General features: G+C 35.1%; 17 protein-coding genes. 12 read left to right on the forward strand and 5 right to left on the reverse strand.

All coding sequences use genetic code 11. From position 1 onward, the window contains the following. Positions 1-77: 77 nt before the first annotated feature. From rlmB to FNW21_RS07635, 5 genes are all read right to left on the reverse strand, one after another. Positions 78-812, reverse strand: a complete 735-nt coding sequence (gene rlmB, locus FNW21_RS07615) for a 23S rRNA (guanosine(2251)-2'-O)-methyltransferase RlmB (RefSeq protein ID WP_144256147.1) — start codon at positions 810-812, stop codon at positions 78-80. An 80-nt stretch (positions 813-892) separates the two neighbouring features. Further along, a complete protein-coding gene (locus FNW21_RS07620; RefSeq protein ID WP_144256148.1) occupies positions 893-2,122 on the reverse strand; it encodes a hypothetical protein in 1,230 nt (409 codons plus the stop codon). A gap of 16 nt (positions 2,123-2,138) precedes the next feature. Beyond that, positions 2,139-3,587 carry a SusD/RagB family nutrient-binding outer membrane lipoprotein gene (locus FNW21_RS07625; protein WP_185963899.1) on the reverse strand — a complete coding sequence of 483 codons (1,449 nt, stop codon included), beginning with the start codon at positions 3,585-3,587 and terminating at the stop codon, positions 2,139-2,141. 3 nt (positions 3,588-3,590) lie between these two features. Continuing rightward, positions 3,591-6,851, reverse strand: coding sequence for a SusC/RagA family TonB-linked outer membrane protein (locus FNW21_RS07630; RefSeq protein WP_144256150.1), 3,261 nt, complete (start codon positions 6,849-6,851; stop codon positions 3,591-3,593). Between the two features lie 85 nt (positions 6,852-6,936). After that, positions 6,937-8,634, reverse strand: a complete 1,698-nt coding sequence (locus tag FNW21_RS07635; RefSeq protein WP_144256151.1) for a BamA/TamA family outer membrane protein — start codon at positions 8,632-8,634, stop codon at positions 6,937-6,939. A 180-nt stretch (positions 8,635-8,814) separates the two neighbouring features. Between FNW21_RS07635 and rpsL the strand changes: the two genes are divergently transcribed. The 12 genes from rpsL (at position 8,815) to rplP (ending at position 16,713) form a co-directional block, all read left to right on the forward strand. Beyond that, entirely contained in the window at positions 8,815-9,222 is a 408-nt protein-coding gene (gene rpsL / locus FNW21_RS07640) for a 30S ribosomal protein S12 (RefSeq protein ID WP_144256152.1), read from the forward strand. Positions 9,223-9,309: 87 nt separating this feature from the next. Then, positions 9,310-9,786, forward strand: a complete 477-nt coding sequence (gene rpsG / locus FNW21_RS07645; protein ID WP_144256153.1) for a 30S ribosomal protein S7 — start codon at positions 9,310-9,312, stop codon at positions 9,784-9,786. Positions 9,787-9,796: 10 nt separating this feature from the next. Next, complete coding sequence (gene fusA / locus FNW21_RS07650; protein ID WP_144256154.1) at positions 9,797-11,953, forward strand: elongation factor G; 2,157 nt, start codon at positions 9,797-9,799, stop codon at positions 11,951-11,953. 11 nt (positions 11,954-11,964) lie between these two features. Then, positions 11,965-12,270: a 30S ribosomal protein S10 gene (gene rpsJ / locus FNW21_RS07655; protein WP_011963470.1), complete on the forward strand. Its 306-nt coding sequence runs from the start codon at positions 11,965-11,967 to the stop codon at positions 12,268-12,270. Between the two features lie 154 nt (positions 12,271-12,424). Next, the gene (gene rplC, locus FNW21_RS07660; protein ID WP_144256155.1) at positions 12,425-13,042 is read left to right on the forward strand and encodes a 50S ribosomal protein L3; all 618 of its coding nucleotides are present in this window, start codon (positions 12,425-12,427) and stop codon (positions 13,040-13,042) included. After that, on the forward strand, positions 13,042-13,671 hold the full coding sequence (rplD, locus tag FNW21_RS07665) for a 50S ribosomal protein L4 (protein WP_144256156.1): 630 nt from the start codon (positions 13,042-13,044) through the stop codon (positions 13,669-13,671). Before rplC ends, rplD begins: the two co-directional genes overlap by 1 nt. 6 nt (positions 13,672-13,677) lie before the next feature. After that, on the forward strand, positions 13,678-13,968 hold the full coding sequence (gene rplW / locus FNW21_RS07670; RefSeq protein ID WP_144256157.1) for a 50S ribosomal protein L23: 291 nt from the start codon (positions 13,678-13,680) through the stop codon (positions 13,966-13,968). A gap of 6 nt (positions 13,969-13,974) precedes the next feature. Then, positions 13,975-14,799: a 50S ribosomal protein L2 gene (gene rplB, locus FNW21_RS07675; RefSeq protein ID WP_035668122.1), complete on the forward strand. Its 825-nt coding sequence runs from the start codon at positions 13,975-13,977 to the stop codon at positions 14,797-14,799. A 6-nt stretch (positions 14,800-14,805) separates the two neighbouring features. After that, positions 14,806-15,084 (forward strand): 30S ribosomal protein S19, encoded by a 279-nt coding sequence (gene rpsS / locus FNW21_RS07680; RefSeq protein WP_024981511.1) that lies wholly within the window; start codon positions 14,806-14,808, stop codon positions 15,082-15,084. Between the two features lie 6 nt (positions 15,085-15,090). Continuing rightward, positions 15,091-15,504, forward strand: coding sequence for a 50S ribosomal protein L22 (gene rplV / locus FNW21_RS07685; RefSeq protein WP_035668120.1), 414 nt, complete (start codon positions 15,091-15,093; stop codon positions 15,502-15,504). A 5-nt stretch (positions 15,505-15,509) separates the two neighbouring features. After that, entirely contained in the window at positions 15,510-16,268 is a 759-nt protein-coding gene (gene rpsC / locus FNW21_RS07690) for a 30S ribosomal protein S3 (protein ID WP_144256158.1), read from the forward strand. A gap of 19 nt (positions 16,269-16,287) precedes the next feature. Next, positions 16,288-16,713, forward strand: a complete 426-nt coding sequence (gene rplP / locus FNW21_RS07695) for a 50S ribosomal protein L16 (protein ID WP_007803637.1) — start codon at positions 16,288-16,290, stop codon at positions 16,711-16,713. Positions 16,714-16,724 lie beyond the last annotated feature (11 nt).

A 16,724-nucleotide genomic window follows, 5' to 3' on the forward strand; every position in this document is an offset into this window, starting at 1 on the left:
TGAATCAAAACCAAAGTCTTAATTCATTTTTGTGCTTTATCTGAAATAAAATTTTTTTACTCTTCGTATAGAACTCTTTAGCTTCTTTGTCTAACGGCTTCGTATAAAAAAGCACCACAAGCTACAGAAACATTCAGTGAGCCAATAGTTCCAAACATTGGTAATTTGGCCTTTTCATCGACAATTTTCAATACTGATGGGTTTACACCACGATCCTCGGAACCCATGATAATTGCAATTGGTTCGTTTAAGGAAAGGTCGTAAATATTTTGATCCGTTTTTTCGGTTGCGGCAATAGTTTTAATACCACTTGCTTGCAGTAAGAAGATGGCATCTTTAATATGTTCTACTTTACAAATTGGAATATTAAATACAGCACCAGCCGATGTTTTCACGGTGTCACCATTTACGGGAGCAGAACCTGCTTTCTGAACAATAATACCATTCACTCCAGTGCATTCTGCAGTACGGATAATAGCACCAAAGTTACGCGCATCTGATATTTGATCTAGAATTAGGAATAACGGTTTTTTACCATTTTCCAAAACCGTTTCGATTAATGTTTCCAAATCAAAAAACGAAATAGGAGAGATGCTAGCTACAGCACCTTGGTGGTTGTTTGGAGTGAGGCGGTTTAATTTTTCGACAGGAACATAGGAAAAATTGATATTTCCTCGTTTCATTACTTTCATTAAATCCTTCATCAATTCGCTACTTGCTTCTTTCTGAATGTAGACTTTGTCTACTGTTGCGCCTGCTTGTATGGCTTCAATGATTGCTCTAATCCCAAATATTTGATGTTCTTTTTCCATGTGGCAAAGTTAGGTAAAAGGTTTGTATAAAAAAAACCACCAGCAGAAGCTGATGGTTTTAAAATTAAAGAATCTTCTATTTATAAGAATGATGCTTCTTTGTATACTATTCCGAATGAATTTGTTGTAACTGCATTTAAAGTAGTGGTGTTTATATCACCAACTTTAATCATACCGTATGAAGTTACAGCTGCTGTACCAGTACCTCTTACAATTTTGTAAAGAATTATATCGTTCATCATTAAGCCAGTTAATGAAGTTACTTTTGTTCCTGCATTGTAATCTGCTTGAACTTTAAATAAATCTGCTGTATCATAAGGTGTCGCATTTGATTTTACAAAATCAATTACAGTGGTACCTTGTTTTGAGATTCCAAATGGAGTAGTAAAAATAATTTCTCCATTTTTTGTGTCAGTGTTAGCATAATTCAGTCCAGTTTTTAAACTGAATTTGTTAGATGCTAAATCATCAGAAAGAGTTGCTGTCATTTCAGAACCTAAAGGTTGAGTAGCAATTGTAACTTTTGTATTTATATAATCTTTTTGACCGGTTGAAGTTGTAACCGTGAATTTATAGTAAATCACATCGTCTACAGCTAACCCTCCATATGTAGAATATGGGATAGCAGCAATGTCTATAGTTTGTTTTGTATTTGCAAAACTACCAGGAAGTGCAGCATAAGTTAATCCATCTTTTGACCATTCTCCAACAACACTTGCAATGGCTGTTGCGGCTTTTTTAACTACAGCATATCTAATGTTAACAGCTGTTGGGTCATCTAGCATAAAGCTAGTAACTCCACTAGTTGAGCTAGTTACGGCATTCCCATCAGCATCAAGAACTTTCCAAACAATTCCTTTTCCAACGGTTTGCACATAAGGTATTGTTGTAACAGATCCGTCTGAAAAAGTAGATTTGATGGCTAATGCAAAAGTCCCGCTTTTTCCAGTATTTCCTGCAGTGGCAGTTGGGAATGTATCAAAACTTCCCAAAGTTGAAGAACTATAGGTTGCTGTTGTTACATTATCTACAGTAGTTGTAGTTGCATCTGAAACTTTATCTCCAAGTATTATTGCAGCTGTTGAACTTGCAGCAATATTTTTGTAAATTTCAATTTTAGTAACTGTTACCCCTTCTTTTAATTTTACAGTAAAGTTTATAGGGACGTTATTGTCTAAACGGCTTATGCTCCCCGGTAGTGCTGAACTTCCGCCAGCAGAAAGCATGTCTATCTTTTCGTCATCAGGTGAACAAGATGCAAAAGACATAATTAATGCCAGCGCAACAATTTGTTTTATGTATTTTTTCATTTTATTTTATTTTTAATTAGAATTTATCCCAGAAAACTTTTGTTGTTAATTTGTCACCACCTATTGCAGTAGAAGCTGCAGTTACATTTGTAGCGTTTAATGTTTGTTCTACTGAAGGATATGAATATCTTTTTGGAACTTCTGTTAGGTTATTGTACGTAACAGCAGGGGCAACCAATACAGGGAAATCTAATCTTCTGTAAGATGTCCATGCTTCAAAACCTCTGTTGTATAATCCCAACCAAGCTTGCTCACCAATACTTTTTTTCCAATTTGTTGCGTCATAAGCAACACTTGGTTGTGCTAAATAAGCGGCTACATCAGCTGTTGCTACTCCCCAGTTTTCCATTGATGCAGTAATTGCTGCAGTATAATGAGACCCAGCAGTACCTCCTACAGCAATACCTCTTGCGGCAGCTTCTGCAAGTAAGAATTGTACTTCTGTATAATCAAATAAAGTACCTGCAAATGTTGGATCTGCTATAGTTGCTGAAATATGAGAGAAAGCCGCAAAGTTATTAGACCCTCCATAAACACCACCTACATAATTTGTAGTTCCAGTTTTGTAGTCAAAATATTTAGCTCTTCTAGGATCAGAAAGCGTATTCATTTTGTCTACTAAAGTATTCGCTACTACAAAATCATTTCTTCCACTAACTACTAAATCAGCATACAATGGGTTTGCATTTGGTTGTAGTGGCAAGTAAATTAAGTTTGTATTGTCTGAATTACTGCTTATTAAACCTGCAGTAACCGCAGCTGTTATTTGACTAGTGGCGTAAGGAAGATCTACATCTGCCATATTAACTGCTAATCTTAATTTCAATGAATTTGCAAATTTTTTCCATTTAGAAGCTGTTCCTCCGTAGATTAGATCAGCATCGCCAAAACTTTCAGTTCCAGTAGTTAATGAACCTGAAGCAACGGTTAATCTTGAAATTAAATCTTTGTAAATGGTTTTAGCATCATCATATTTTGGTAGTGGGTGACCTTCAATATCCAATGCTTCTGAATAAGGTACATCTCCAAATGTATCAACCAAAACACTATAACTGTAAACAGATAATATTTCAATTAAAGCTTTTTTGTTGTTCAATATTGCTATTGCTTCTGGTGTTATTGGAAGTTCTTTGTCTAACAACATTTTTGATTCTTGTAAATCTCTCAATACGTCTCTGTATAAAATTCTGAAATGTCTGTCAGGAATTGTTCTTGTTGTAATGTCGTATTGACTTTCATCAGGGTACGTTGTCTCTGTCCAATATTGGGAGAACAATCGAAACACATTTGTATTAACAGATGTATTAACCATTTGGTCTACTAACGTTTTTTGAGCATTTGTAAAAAGAAACTCTGGTTTCGTTGTAGTTGGGTTTTTTGTATCTTCATTTAATCCCGTAATATCATCTGTACAAGAAGATATAGTCAGGGCAAAAAATGCTAGTAATAATACTATCTTTTTCATAATTTAAAATTTAAATGTTATGTTACCACCAATATTTCTTGTTGTTGGCAATGATCCTGCTGAATAACCAGTAGATAAAGCGCTACCACTTAATCCACTTTCTGGGTCTGCATAAGGAAGGTTTTTCTTTATGATCCATAAATTAGAACCAACTATACTAAAAGTCATAGCTGTAAGATTTAATTTAGAAACCATAGTAGAAGGGAAGCTATAGGTAATGTTTACTTCTCTCAATTTTATGAACGATGCATCATATACAAAAGCTTTGTTTGGGGCTCTTCTATATCCAGAAATATTTCCATATTGATCAGGAGAGATTGTTCTTATTGTATTTGTAGTTCCATCAGCTTGAACACCTGGTAGAATTATACCACCACCATTGGCAATTGAATTTCTTATTGGGTAGCCTAAATCATTATTGCCAGCTGTTTCAGTATACAATCCTGTTGCTTGGCCATACGATTGGTCTAATGAAAATATATCACCACCTTGTTTCATGTCAATTAAGAAACCTAACGATAAGTTTTTGTAAGTAAATTTATTACGAATACCGCCTATCCAATCAGGATTAACATTTCCTATATTATTGTTTGTAGATGCATTAATGATATATCTACCATTTGTACCAACAACTTTTTGACCATCTAAATATGTGAAATCTGTACCTTTAATTACTCCGTAAGGTTGACCTACCGTTGCGTTAAGAGTAACTCCACCTTGGAAACTGTTTAATTGTAGATTTTCGATACCTTCAGCTAACTTGGTTACTTTGTTGTCGTTTTTCGACCAGTTTACAAAAACTTCCCATTGGAAATTCTCTGTTTTGATAGGTGTTGCATTGAATTGAACTTCAATTCCTTTGTTTTCTACTGTAGCTGCATTAATAAATTTTGAACTATTACCTGTAGCTGTTGAAAATGGAACTTCAAAAGCTTCACCATCATTTACGTTTTTATAAGCACTTACATCAAATCCAATTCTTCTATTCAAAAATTGCATTTCTAAACCAATTTCTTGTGTATTGGTTTTAACAGCTTTCAAATTTGGATTGTTTTTTGTACTTGCAACCGAATATTGTTGGTTAGTTCCAAAGGGATCAATTTTAGTGTAAGTGTCAATTAAAGATTGATTTGGAGTTCCTAATGGGCTTTCTGAATATCCTGCTCTAACTTTACCAAATGACAACCATGGTACATCAATAGTTTTAGTAAATACGTAGCTTCCAGATACAGAATAAGATTCTATTGCATTTTTTCCAGTTGGTAGTTGAGAAAAAGCATCTCTTCTTGCTGTGGCATCAAGGAATAAAAAATCTCTAAACCCAAATGATGTTGAAGCGTAATAACTGTTTATTCCAGAATTATCTTCTCTTTCTGATGGAAATGGCACACTTGCAACTGAATTTGATAAACTGTATACGCCAGGAACGATAAGACCACCTTGAGTTGAGTTTAAGGTTGATGTTATTCTTGTTCTTACAACTGTTCCCCCAGCAATACCATTAAAACTAAAATCCTCTGAAAAGTTTTTCTTGAAAGTTAAAATGAAATCATAGTTTTGTTCAGAAAAAGTACGGTTATATTTTTGGTATCCTGATGTTTCGTCTAACCTATTGATTCCAAACTGTCCTGCAATGGAACCTACTGCTCTTCTTTCTTCTCTTAGTTCAGAGTAAGTATCGGTAGATATTTTTCCAGTAGCTGTTAACCAATCATTCACTTTGTAATCTAATTTACTGTAACCAGTAAAACGATTTCTTTCGTCTGATTGATAGTTTTTGTATCTGATAAAATAGGGGTTATCCCAGTATATTTGAGATAAATTTGATGGATCTGAATAATTCCAGTTGATGTTTTGTCCTCCTGATCTTTCGTATACTTGTTTTAGTTCTTGTACATCAACATTCGTTTGCCACCATTGACGGAAATTAGACATGATGTTTTCATTATATCCTGTTGAGTTTCTACCAACTGTACTTTGAGCTAAATAATTTGCAAAAACACTTACGGATAATTTGTCAGTAAATTGGTGATTTACTTTTACACTTAAGCTATTTTTTTTCAATTCACTGTTTGGTAAAATACCTGTTTGTTTTGAATTGTTAAAGTTTAAAACAAAGTTAGTTTTGTCATTACCATCTTCCAATGAAACAGAATTATTTAAAGAAAGAGGTGATTGGAAAAATGTAATTGGTCCGTTTTTTGCCGCCTGCCATGGTGTAGCTTTGCCATAATTGTCTGAATATGGCGTAAAAGCATTCCAATTGTAAACCATTAAAGTTGGGTCAAAAGCGGCACCAAAAGAAGCATCTTCTGATGTAGGAACAACCAAATCTTCTTGACCATCACCATCAATATCTCTGTATAAAAACAAACCCGATGGATCCTCATAATAAGGACCATATCCCGCTCCATATTTATCTTGGTATTTTACAAAAGTTGATTTGTCTACACTTCCAGTAACTACTTCACTAGACACTGTAACGCCCAAACCTTTTTTTGCTTTCCCTTTTTTGGTTGTTATCATTACAACTCCATTTCCTCCTAAATACCCGTATAATGCAGATGCTGCTGCACCTTTCAATACGTTTATAGTTTCAATGTCATCAGGATTAACGTCCATTGCTGCATTACCGTAATCGTAAGTTCCACCTACTCCAGCACCTTGATTTCCTGTATTCGAGTTGATGTTCGAGTTGTTTATTGGCATTCCGTCAATAACAATTAACATTTCATTGTTTCCTTTCAAACTTTTTATACCACGTGAAACAATACTAGAAGAACCTCCAAAGTTGTTGTTTCTTTTAATAGAAACCCCAGCAACTTTACCAGAAAGTTCATTAATAAAATTCCCGCTTCCTGCACCAGAAGTTAAATCAGAACCTTTAACCTCTTGTGTAGCGTATCCAAGAGATTTTTTTTCTCTTTTGATACCTAACGCCGTGGTTACCACAACTCCTTCAAGTTCTGTAGCAGTACTTGCCATTTTTACATTTACCGAAGCTGATTTAGCTGTAACTTCTTGGGTTTTCATCCCAACATAGCTAAAAATCAATACTTGAGTAGGTGTAGCTTTGATAGAATACTTTCCATCAAAATCAGTTTGTGTTCCAGATTTAGTTCCTTTCACTAATACACTTACGCCTGGTATTGGCATTCCTGCATTATCAGAAACAGTCCCTGAAACAGCTCTTTCTTGCGCAAAAGTTAGTTGCGCCATAAGTACTACTAGTAGCACTAAGAATCCATTGAACTTTAGTTTCATTTTTAAATATTTTGAATTAGTTTGACAAAAATCTTAATAATTTGTTAACTTTCCTAACGTTTGAATTGTTTTTTTATGCACGCATCTAAAATTTAACATTATAACATATAGTAATGTTAGTGTTAGAAAATTTTATTTCTTGATTTTTTGTGCTTCCGTTGACTAGTGCTATTTTTAGCAATCCATTATTGGTTTGTATTCCAAAACCTATTCCTAGACCTAATATTTTTTCGAAATTTTCTTTGTTTTGTGTGTTGGTTTCGTCTTTGTAAAGGCAATAATCTGCTATGGAGTGCAGGTATAAATTGGAGGAGACTTGATAGCGATACTCTGTAAGCATTGAAGTTACTAGGTTTGCTTGAAGGCTGTTTTCGGCAAAACCTCTTATGGAGTTGATGCCGCCAAATCGAAATAATTCATTAGTTAGATAGCTTTGACTTTGTAGATAATAGTTTTGTGTTTTTAAATTAATGCTGTTTTTTTGATTTAAATAAAAAGTATGCATGGCGTTTACTGCCAAGTAAAATTGTTTTACATTTTGATTGGTGTTTGTAGTATTTCGCTTTCCAAATCCTAAATTGATGTTAAAAAATGATTTTTCTGGAAATGTTAAATTTGTGTTATCCTGTTTTATCCAATTTATTCCTAAAGTGGTGTAACTGTTTTTGTAATCGCTCAAAAAGGTGCTATTTGTATTTTGAATATCGCTAGATTCATTGCTTTGATATCCCAAATAAATTCGACTTGTATAATCTAAAAAGTAACCTAAATTAAGTGCTGTTTTAGTGTTTTGATACGTACTGTCTTGTTTAAAAATATTAATTTCTGCTTTTATGCCTAATGGGCTTTTGAAGATATAAGGAATTTCGATACTTGTTTTAAAGGTTTTCTGATTATTACCATCGCTTTTCCAGTAAACTGATAAATTTTCGCCGGCTCCCAGTATATTTTCTAAATTGATGTCTACATAACCATTCAGCTTTATTTTTTTGTTTTCTTTATTCGAAAAACCAATATATCCATCAAAAGTATTCGCCTTTCTTTTCTCTAGGTAAACATAAACTTTGGTCGAATCTTTGGTAAATAAAATCTCGGGATATTTTATTTGATATACAAATTTGAATTTATCAAAATCCTCATGAATATGGCGTACCGTTTCTTGGTTAAAGAGGGTGTTTTTGTATTTCCTGTTAATTTGTTTGGTATAGCCAATTGGGAAGTTGTTTTTTTTATCTTTTTCTGTTTTTATGACAATTGTGTTTAAGGCTCTTTTTTCGTTTGAGTTAAAATCTAAATCGGCATAGAGTGTCTCTTTTTTTAATTGAATGTTGAGTAGCTTTAATTTTGCAAAAGCAAATCCTTTTTGTTCAGTTTCCTTTAAAGTTTGATTCAAAAATGTTTCTGTATCTGAATATTTTAAGATCAAAGTGTCTGATTTTTGAACAAGTTTTAGGAGTTTGTTTGCTTCGGAATTTATACCTATATATATATGACTTGATTGTAATTGTTGTCCAAGTGCTATAATGACAGTAAATAGGCTATCATTTTCTCTCGTGTTTTGAATAACCTTGTTATTAAGGTAGCCTTGTTTGGTGAGTTGTTGCGTTGTTTTTGTTATTTCGTCGGTTACTGATTTTATGTTTTTAAGTGACGAAATATATTTTGTAGAATCTATTATTTGATTTTCGGTCGAAGTGATTCCAGTTATTTTTAATTTAAAGTTTTGAGCATTGCAAGGTAGGCTCAAAATAAAAAGGGTGATAAGTATTGCAAATGATTTCAATGGAATTGCCGTTTTGATAAAAGTAACGCAAATATCTATTGTTTGTTATTAGAATCATAATCTAAAATAATGTTGTTGAAAATTAATGGATTAACATTTGTAGATTGAAAAATATTTTATACATTTGCAACCCCGTAAAAAGCGGGAATTTAATATAATAAGAAATTTTTAGTATTAATTATGCCAACAATTCAACAATTAGTAAGAACAGGAAGAACTCAAATAACTAAGAAGAGTAAATCGGTTGCTTTAGATTCTTGTCCTCAAAGAAGAGGGGTTTGTACGCGTGTTTACACTACAACACCAAAAAAACCAAACTCTGCAATGCGTAAAGTAGCGCGTGTACGTTTGACAAATGGTAATGAAGTAAATGCCTACATCCCTGGTGAAGGACACAATTTACAAGAGCACTCGATAGTATTAGTTAGGGGTGGAAGGGTAAAAGATTTGCCAGGAGTAAGATATCACATCGTTCGTGGTGCGCTTGATACGTCAGGAGTAGCAGGAAGAACGCAAAGAAGATCTAAATACGGAGCAAAAAGACCAAAACCAGGTGCAGCGCCAGCTACAACAGGAAAGAAAAAGTAATCTGAAACGTTAGTTTTGGGGTTGTTTATTAAGTGTTTACACGATGATAAATAGCGCACAATTCTTAACTTTCTAAAACAAAAAGACATGAGAAAAAGAGCGGCAAAGAAAAGACCACTTTTACCAGATCCAAGGTTTAATGACCAATTGGTAACGCGTTTTGTGAACAACTTAATGTGGGATGGTAAGAAATCAACAGCTTTCAAAGTATTTTATGATGCAATTGATATTATAGAATCAAAAAAGCAAGATGCAGAAAAACCTTCATTGGACATCTGGAAAGATGCTTTAACTAACGTTATGCCTCACGTAGAAGTACGTAGCCGTAGAGTAGGTGGAGCAACATTTCAAATTCCAATGCAAATTAGACCAGACAGAAAAATATCAATGGCTATGAAATGGTTAATTCTTTATTCAAGAAGAAGAAACGAAAAATCAATGGCTCAAAGATTAGCTTCAGAATGTTTAGCTGCGGCTAAAGAAGAAGGGGCAGCTGTTAAGAAAAGAATGGATACTCACAAGATGGCAGAGGCTAACAAAGCATTCTCTCACTTTAGATTTTAATTCTTAAGAAATGGCTAGAGACTTAAAATACACAAGAAACATAGGAATTGCTGCTCACATTGATGCTGGTAAAACAACAACAACAGAGCGTATATTATTCTATACGGGAAAATCACACAAAATTGGTGAAGTACATGATGGTGCTGCAACAATGGACTGGATGGCGCAAGAGCAAGAAAGAGGTATTACAATTACATCTGCTGCTACAACTTGTGAATGGAATTTTCCAACTACTCAAGGTAAAATTTTACCTGAAACATTGCCTTATCACTTTAATATTATTGATACTCCAGGACACGTTGACTTTACAGTTGAAGTAAACCGTTCTTTGCGTGTGTTGGATGGTTTAGTTTTCTTGTTTAGTGCTGTTGATGGTGTAGAGCCTCAATCAGAAACAAACTGGAGACTAGCTGATCAATACAGAGTACCTCGTATTGGATTTGTTAATAAAATGGATAGACAAGGATCTAACTTCTTGATGGTATGTCAGCAAGTAAGAGATATGTTGAAATCAAATGCTGTTGCAATCACTTTGCCAATTGGTGAAGAAAATGATTTCAGGGGTGTTGTGGATTTAGTTAAAAATCAGGCAATTGTTTGGCATGAAGAAGGTTTGGGGGCTACTTATGATATTGTGCCTATTCCAGAAGACATGTTGGAAGAAGTGAAAGAATACAGATCAATTCTTATTGAAGCAGTAGCTGATTATGATGAAAATTTGTTAGAAAAATTCATGGAAGACGAAGAGTCTATTACAGAAGAAGAAATCAACATTGCGTTGAGAGCTGCTGTTATGGACATGGCTATTATTCCTATGATTGCTGGTTCTTCTTTTAAAAATAAAGGAGTTCAATTCATGCTAGATGCGGTATGTAAATATTTGCCATCTCCAATGGATAAAGATGGTATCGAAGGGATTCATCCTGATGATGCTGAACTTTTAGAAGAAGATCAAACAAAAATCTTGCGTAAGCCAGATGTTAAGGAGCCATTTGCTGCTTTAGCATTTAAAATTGCTACTGATCCATTCGTAGGTCGTTTAGCGTTTTTCCGTGCTTATTCAGGTCGTTTAGAAGCGGGTTCTTATGTTTTGAACACACGTTCAGGAAACAAAGAAAGAATTTCTCGTATCTACCAAATGCACGCAAACAAACAAAACCCAATCGAATATATCGAGGCAGGTGATATTGGAGCAGCAGTTGGATTTAAAGATATTAAAACTGGAGATACATTGTGTGATGAAAAACACCCAATTATTTTGGAGTCAATGAAATTCCCAGCGCCAGTAATTGGTATCGCTATTGAACCAAAAACTAAAGCTGACGTTGATAAAATGGGTATGGCTTTGGCTAAATTAGCCGAAGAAGATCCAACATTTACAGTTAGAACTGATGAGGCTTCTGGTCAAACTATTATATCTGGTATGGGTGAGCTTCACTTGGATATCTTGGTAGATAGAATGAAACGTGAGTTCAAAGTTGAAGTAAATCAAGGGGAGCCTCAAGTAGAATACAAAGAAGCTTTTACTAAACTAGCTCAACACAGAGAAACATACAAGAAACAATCAGGTGGTCGTGGTAAATTCGGTGATATCGTATTTAAATTAGAGCCTGCTGATGAAGTTGACGGTAAAACTCCTGTAGGTTTGCAGTTTATCAATGCGGTAAAAGGAGGTAACGTTCCTAAAGAATATATTCCATCTGTAGAAAAAGGTTTCCGTGAAGCTATGAAAACTGGTCCTTTAGCAGGATACCAAGTAGATAGTTTGAAAGTAACTTTATTAGACGGATCTTTCCATCCTGTGGATTCTGATGCTCTTTCTTTTGAATTGGCAGCTAGAATGGGGTACAGAGAGGTAGCTAAAGCAGCTGGTGCTGTTATTTTAGAGCCAATCATGAAAATGGAAGTGATTACACCTGAAGAAAACATGGGGGATATCGTAGGTGACATCAACCGTCGTAGAGGTCAAGTGAATGACATGGGAGATAGAGCCGGTGCAAAGACTATCAAAGCGGATGTGCCGTTATCAGAAATGTTTGGATATGTAACCACATTAAGAACATTGTCATCTGGTAGAGCAACATCTACAATGGAATTTTCGCACTACGCAGAAACGCCTTCTAATATTTCGGAAGCAGTTATCAAAAAAGCAAAAGGAAACGCATAATCTTTAAGAAAATGAGTCAAAAAATCAGAATAAAACTAAAATCTTACGATCACATGTTGGTAGACAAGTCTGCTGAAAAGATTGTAAAAACGGTAAAAAGTACCGGTGCAGTAGTAACAGGGCCAATTCCATTACCAACTCACAAAAAACTTTTTACAGTATTACGTTCTCCACACGTAAACAAAAAAGCAAGAGAGCAATTTGAAGTAATGTCGTACAAGAGATTGATTGACATTTATTCCTCTTCATCAAAAACTATTGACGCATTAATGAAACTTGAATTGCCAAGTGGAGTTGAAGTAGAAATCAAAGTTTAAGTAGTTCAAGAGTAAAAAAGGACGCTGTTTTTAAGTGAAAATATTTTTTTTGGTTTGTGTGTGAATAATGTTTACTTTTGCACCACTAAAAAAAATAAGGTTCGCTTAAAAGCTGCGTTCTATATTTATATTTAATAATTAATAATTACTATTTATGTCTGGGTTAATCGGAAGAAAAATTGGCATGACAAGCATCTTTGACGAGAACGGGAAAAACATTCCCTGTACTGTTATTGAAGCTGGCCCATGTGTAGTTACCCAAGTCAGAACCAAAGGTGTTGACGGGTACGAAGCGTTGCAACTTGGTTTCGATGACAAAAACGAGAAACATTCCACAAAAGCGGCCGTTGGTCACTTTGCGAAAGCAGGAACTGTAGCTAAGAAAAAAGTCGTTGAATTTCAAGATTTTGCAACAGAACAAAAATTAGGAGACGTTATTGACGTTTCTGTTTTTGAAGAAGGAGAGTTTGTAGATGTACAAGGTGTATCTAAAGGTAAAGGTTTTCAAGGAGTTGTTAAACGCCACGGTTTTGGTGGTGTAGGACAAGCAACTCACGGTCAACACAACCGTTTAAGAGCGCCAGGTTCTGTAGGAGCTTCTTCTTATCCATCTAGAGTATTCAAAGGAATGCGTATGGCTGGAAGAATGGGAGGAGACAATGTAAAAGTTCAAAACCTTAGAGTTTTAAAAGTAGTGGCTGAAAAGAACCTACTTGTTATAAAAGGATGTATTCCTGGATGTAACAACTCTTATGTAATCATTCAGAAGTAATGGAAGCAAAAGTATTAGATTTCAACGGAAAAGATACTGGAAGAAAAGTGCAACTTTCTGATTCAGTATTCGGTATAGAACCAAATAATCACGCAGTATATCTTGATGTTAAGCAATATCTTGCTAATCAACGTCAAGGAACGCACAAAGCCAAAGAAAGAGCTGAAGTTGCGGGAAGTACACGTAAGATTAAAAAACAAAAAGGAACTGGTACTGCTCGTGCGGGTAGTGCAAAGAATCCGTTGTTTAAAGGTGGTGGAACAGTTTTTGGACCAAGACCAAGAAGTTATTCATTCAAATTGAATAAAAGCTTGAAAAGATTGGCAAGAAAATCTGCTTTCTCAATTAAAGCAAAAGAATCGAATATTATCGTTCTTGAAGACTTCAGTTTTGAAACGCCAAACACTAAAAATTTCATTAATGTTTTGAAAGCTTTAGAGTTAGAAAATAAAAAATCACTATTCGTGTTGGGTGATACAAATAAAAATGTATATTTGTCCTCACGTAATTTGAAGTCTTCAAGCGTAGTAAGTAGTTTAGAATTAAGTACTTATGCTATTTTGAATGCTAATAATTTAGTGCTTTTAGAGAGTTCTTTGGAAGTAATTGAAGAAAATTTAAGTAAATAATAGGATATGAGCATCATAATTAAACCTATAGTAACGGAAAAAGTAACCAAAGAAAGTGAAGTTTTGAACCGTTTTGGATTCGAAGTTAACAAAAAAGCAAATAAAGTGCAAATTAAGAAAGCTGTTGAAGCTGCTTATGGTGTAACTGTTTTAAGTGTTAATACGATGAATGTAAGACCAGACAGAACTACTAAATACACTAAAAGTGGTTTAATCAGTGGAAAGACAAATGCTGTTAAAAAGGCAATTGTACAAGTACAAGCAGGAGAAACAATTGATTTTTACAACAATATCTAAGATAAAATGTCAGTAAGAAAATTAAAACCTATTACCCCAGGTCAGCGATTTAGAGTTGTGAATGGTTATGACGCCATTACAACTGATAAGCCGGAACGCTCTTTGATAGCGCCGATAAAAAACTCTGGAGGTAGAAATAGTCAAGGAAAGATGACCATGCGTTATACGGGTGGTGGTCACAAGCAGAGATATCGTATTATTGATTTTAAACGTACTAAAGAAGGAATTCCAGCTACAGTGAAATCTATCGAATACGATCCAAATCGTACTGCGTTTATCGCTCTATTAGCTTATGCTGATGGTGAGAAAACTTATGTTATTGCTCAAAACGGATTGAAAGTTGGACAGAAGTTAGTTTCTGGTCCAGAATCTCAACCAGAAATTGGTAATACATTACCTTTAAGTAGAGTTCCGCTTGGAACTGTTATTTCTTGTATCGAATTGAGACCAGGTCAAGGAGCTGTAATTGCTCGTTCTGCTGGAACATTTGCTCAATTAATGGCAAGAGATGGAAAATATGCAACAATCAAAATGCCTTCTGGAGAAACAAGATTAATCTTGTTGACTTGTTCGGCTACAATTGGAGCGGTTTCTAATTCAGATCACCAATTAGTTGTATCAGGAAAAGCTGGTAGAACAAGATGGTTAGGAAGAAGACCTAGAACAAGACCTGTTGCAATGAACCCTGTCGATCACCCAATGGGTGGTGGTGAAGGACGTTCTTCTGGTGGACATCCACGCTCTAGAAACGGTATACCTGCTAAAGGTTATAGAACACGTTCTAAGAAAAACCCGAGTAACAAGTACATTGTAGAACGTAGAAAGAAATAATAAGATATGGCACGTTCATTAAAAAAAGGACCTTTCGTTCATTATAAGTTAGAAAAGAAAGTTGAAGAAAACATTGCAGGTGGGAATAAAGGAGTGGTTAAGACTTGGTCTAGAGCTTCTATGATTACTCCAGACTTTGTTGGACAAACTATCGCAGTTCATAACGGTCGTCAATTTGTACCAGTTTACGTAACAGAAAACATGGTAGGTCACAAATTAGGAGAATTTTCACCAACTAGATCTTTTAGAGGTCATGCTGGAGCAAAAAATAAAGGTAAAAAATAAGAAGCAATGGGAGTTCGTAAAAGAGAAACAGCAGACGCAAGAAAAGAGGCTAATAAGTCTTTGGCCTTCGCAAAGTTAAATAACTGCCCTACTTCACCTAGAAAAATGCGCTTAGTAGCAGATCTAGTAAGAGGTCAGAAGGTAGAAAGAGCACTTAACATCTTAAGATTCAGTTCTAAAGAAGCTTCAAGAAAATTAGAAAAATTGGTTTTATCCGTTATTGCCAACTGGCAAGCAAAAAACCCTGAAGCTAATATGGAAGAAGCTGGTTTATTTGTTAAGGAAATCCGTGTAGATGGTGGCATGATGTTGAAAAGACTTCGTCCAGCTCCACAAGGAAGAGCACACAGAATAAGAAAACGTTCAAATCACGTAACAATCGTGTTGGGAGCTATCAATAACACACAAAGCAATTCTTAAGCAGCATGGGACAAAAGACAAATCCAATTGGAAATAGACTTGGTATCATCAGAGGATGGGACTCAAACTGGTATGGTGGAAATGATTATGGCGATAAATTAGCCGAGGATCATAAAATCAGAAAGTATATCCATGCTCGTTTATCAAAAGCTAGTGTATCAAAAGTAATCATCGAGAGAACTTTGAAACTTGTAACCGTTACTATCACTACTGCTAGACCTGGTATCATTATCGGAAAAGGTGGGCAAGAGGTAGACAAGTTGAAAGAAGAACTTAAGAAAATTACGGACAAAGAGGTTCAAATCAACATCTTTGAAATTAAAAGACCTGAACTTGACGCGTATCTAGTTGCTACAAGCATCTGTCGTCAAATCGAAAGCAGAATTTCTTACAGACGTGCAATCAAAATGGCTATTGCTGCTTCTATGCGTATGAACGCAGAAGGTATCAAAGTTTTGATTTCTGGTCGTTTGAATGGTGCAGAGATGGCTCGTTCAGAAGGTTTCAAAGAAGGTAGAATTCCTCTATCAACTTTCAGAGCCGATATTGATTATGCGCTTGCAGAAGCTCATACTACTTATGGTAGAATGGGTATTAAAGTGTGGATCATGAAAGGTGAAGTTTATGGAAAGAGAGATCTTTCGCCGCTTGCTGGAATGGACAAAAAACAGTCTGGTACTGGTGGTGGTAAAGGTGATGCGCCTAGAGGTGACAGAAAACCTTTCAATAAAGGTGGAAAACCAGACGCTCGTAAACGAAAGTAAATTTTTAAACTAAAGAAAAATGTTACAGCCTAAAAGAACAAAATACCGTAAGGTACAGAAAGGTAAAATGAAAGGAAATTCTCAAAGAGGACATGAACTTTCTAATGGAATGTTTGGTATTAAATCTGTACATGAAGATGGAATGTTCTTAACCTCTCGTCAAATCGAAGCTGCTCGTATCGCTGCAACTCGTTTTATGAAAAGAGAAGGACAATTATGGATTAAAATATTTCCAGACAAACCTATCACAAAGAAACCTCTTGAGGTACGTATGGGTAAAGGTAAAGGTGCCGTTGAATATTGGGCAGCTGTTGTTAAACCCGGAAGAATTATGTTTGAAGTTGGTGGAGTTCCTTTGTCAGTTGCAAAAGAGGCATTGCGTCTTGCAGCTCAAAAACTACCAGTAAAAACTAAATTCGTTGTTGCTAGAGATTTCGAAGCATAATCTATATTATA

Source organism: Flavobacterium restrictum (genome assembly GCF_007097245.1).
In the GTDB taxonomy this organism is placed as follows: domain Bacteria; phylum Bacteroidota; class Bacteroidia; order Flavobacteriales; family Flavobacteriaceae; genus Flavobacterium; species Flavobacterium restrictum.

Bases quoted from the DNA above. Each gene is read 5' to 3' on its own strand.
- rlmB (WP_144256147.1), bottom strand. From the start codon at position 812: ATGGAAAAAGAACATCAAATATTTGGGATTAGAGCAATCATTGAAGCC.
- FNW21_RS07620 (WP_144256148.1), bottom strand. From the start codon at position 2,122: ATGAAAAAATACATAAAACAAATTGTTGCGCTGGCATTAATTATGTCT.
- FNW21_RS07625 (WP_185963899.1), bottom strand. From the start codon at position 3,587: ATGAAAAAGATAGTATTATTACTAGCATTTTTTGCCCTGACTATATCT.
- FNW21_RS07630 (WP_144256150.1), bottom strand. From the start codon at position 6,851: ATGAAACTAAAGTTCAATGGATTCTTAGTGCTACTAGTAGTACTTATG.
- rpsL (WP_144256152.1), top strand. From the start codon at position 8,815: ATGCCAACAATTCAACAATTAGTAAGAACAGGAAGAACTCAAATAACT.
- rpsG (WP_144256153.1), top strand. From the start codon at position 9,310: ATGAGAAAAAGAGCGGCAAAGAAAAGACCACTTTTACCAGATCCAAGG.
- fusA (WP_144256154.1), top strand. From the start codon at position 9,797: ATGGCTAGAGACTTAAAATACACAAGAAACATAGGAATTGCTGCTCAC.
- rpsJ (WP_011963470.1), top strand. From the start codon at position 11,965: ATGAGTCAAAAAATCAGAATAAAACTAAAATCTTACGATCACATGTTG.
- rplC (WP_144256155.1), top strand. From the start codon at position 12,425: ATGTCTGGGTTAATCGGAAGAAAAATTGGCATGACAAGCATCTTTGAC.
- rplD (WP_144256156.1), top strand. From the start codon at position 13,042: ATGGAAGCAAAAGTATTAGATTTCAACGGAAAAGATACTGGAAGAAAA.
- rplW (WP_144256157.1), top strand. From the start codon at position 13,678: ATGAGCATCATAATTAAACCTATAGTAACGGAAAAAGTAACCAAAGAA.
- rplB (WP_035668122.1), top strand. From the start codon at position 13,975: ATGTCAGTAAGAAAATTAAAACCTATTACCCCAGGTCAGCGATTTAGA.
- rpsS (WP_024981511.1), top strand. From the start codon at position 14,806: ATGGCACGTTCATTAAAAAAAGGACCTTTCGTTCATTATAAGTTAGAA.
- rplV (WP_035668120.1), top strand. From the start codon at position 15,091: ATGGGAGTTCGTAAAAGAGAAACAGCAGACGCAAGAAAAGAGGCTAAT.
- rpsC (WP_144256158.1), top strand. From the start codon at position 15,510: ATGGGACAAAAGACAAATCCAATTGGAAATAGACTTGGTATCATCAGA.
- rplP (WP_007803637.1), top strand. From the start codon at position 16,288: ATGTTACAGCCTAAAAGAACAAAATACCGTAAGGTACAGAAAGGTAAA.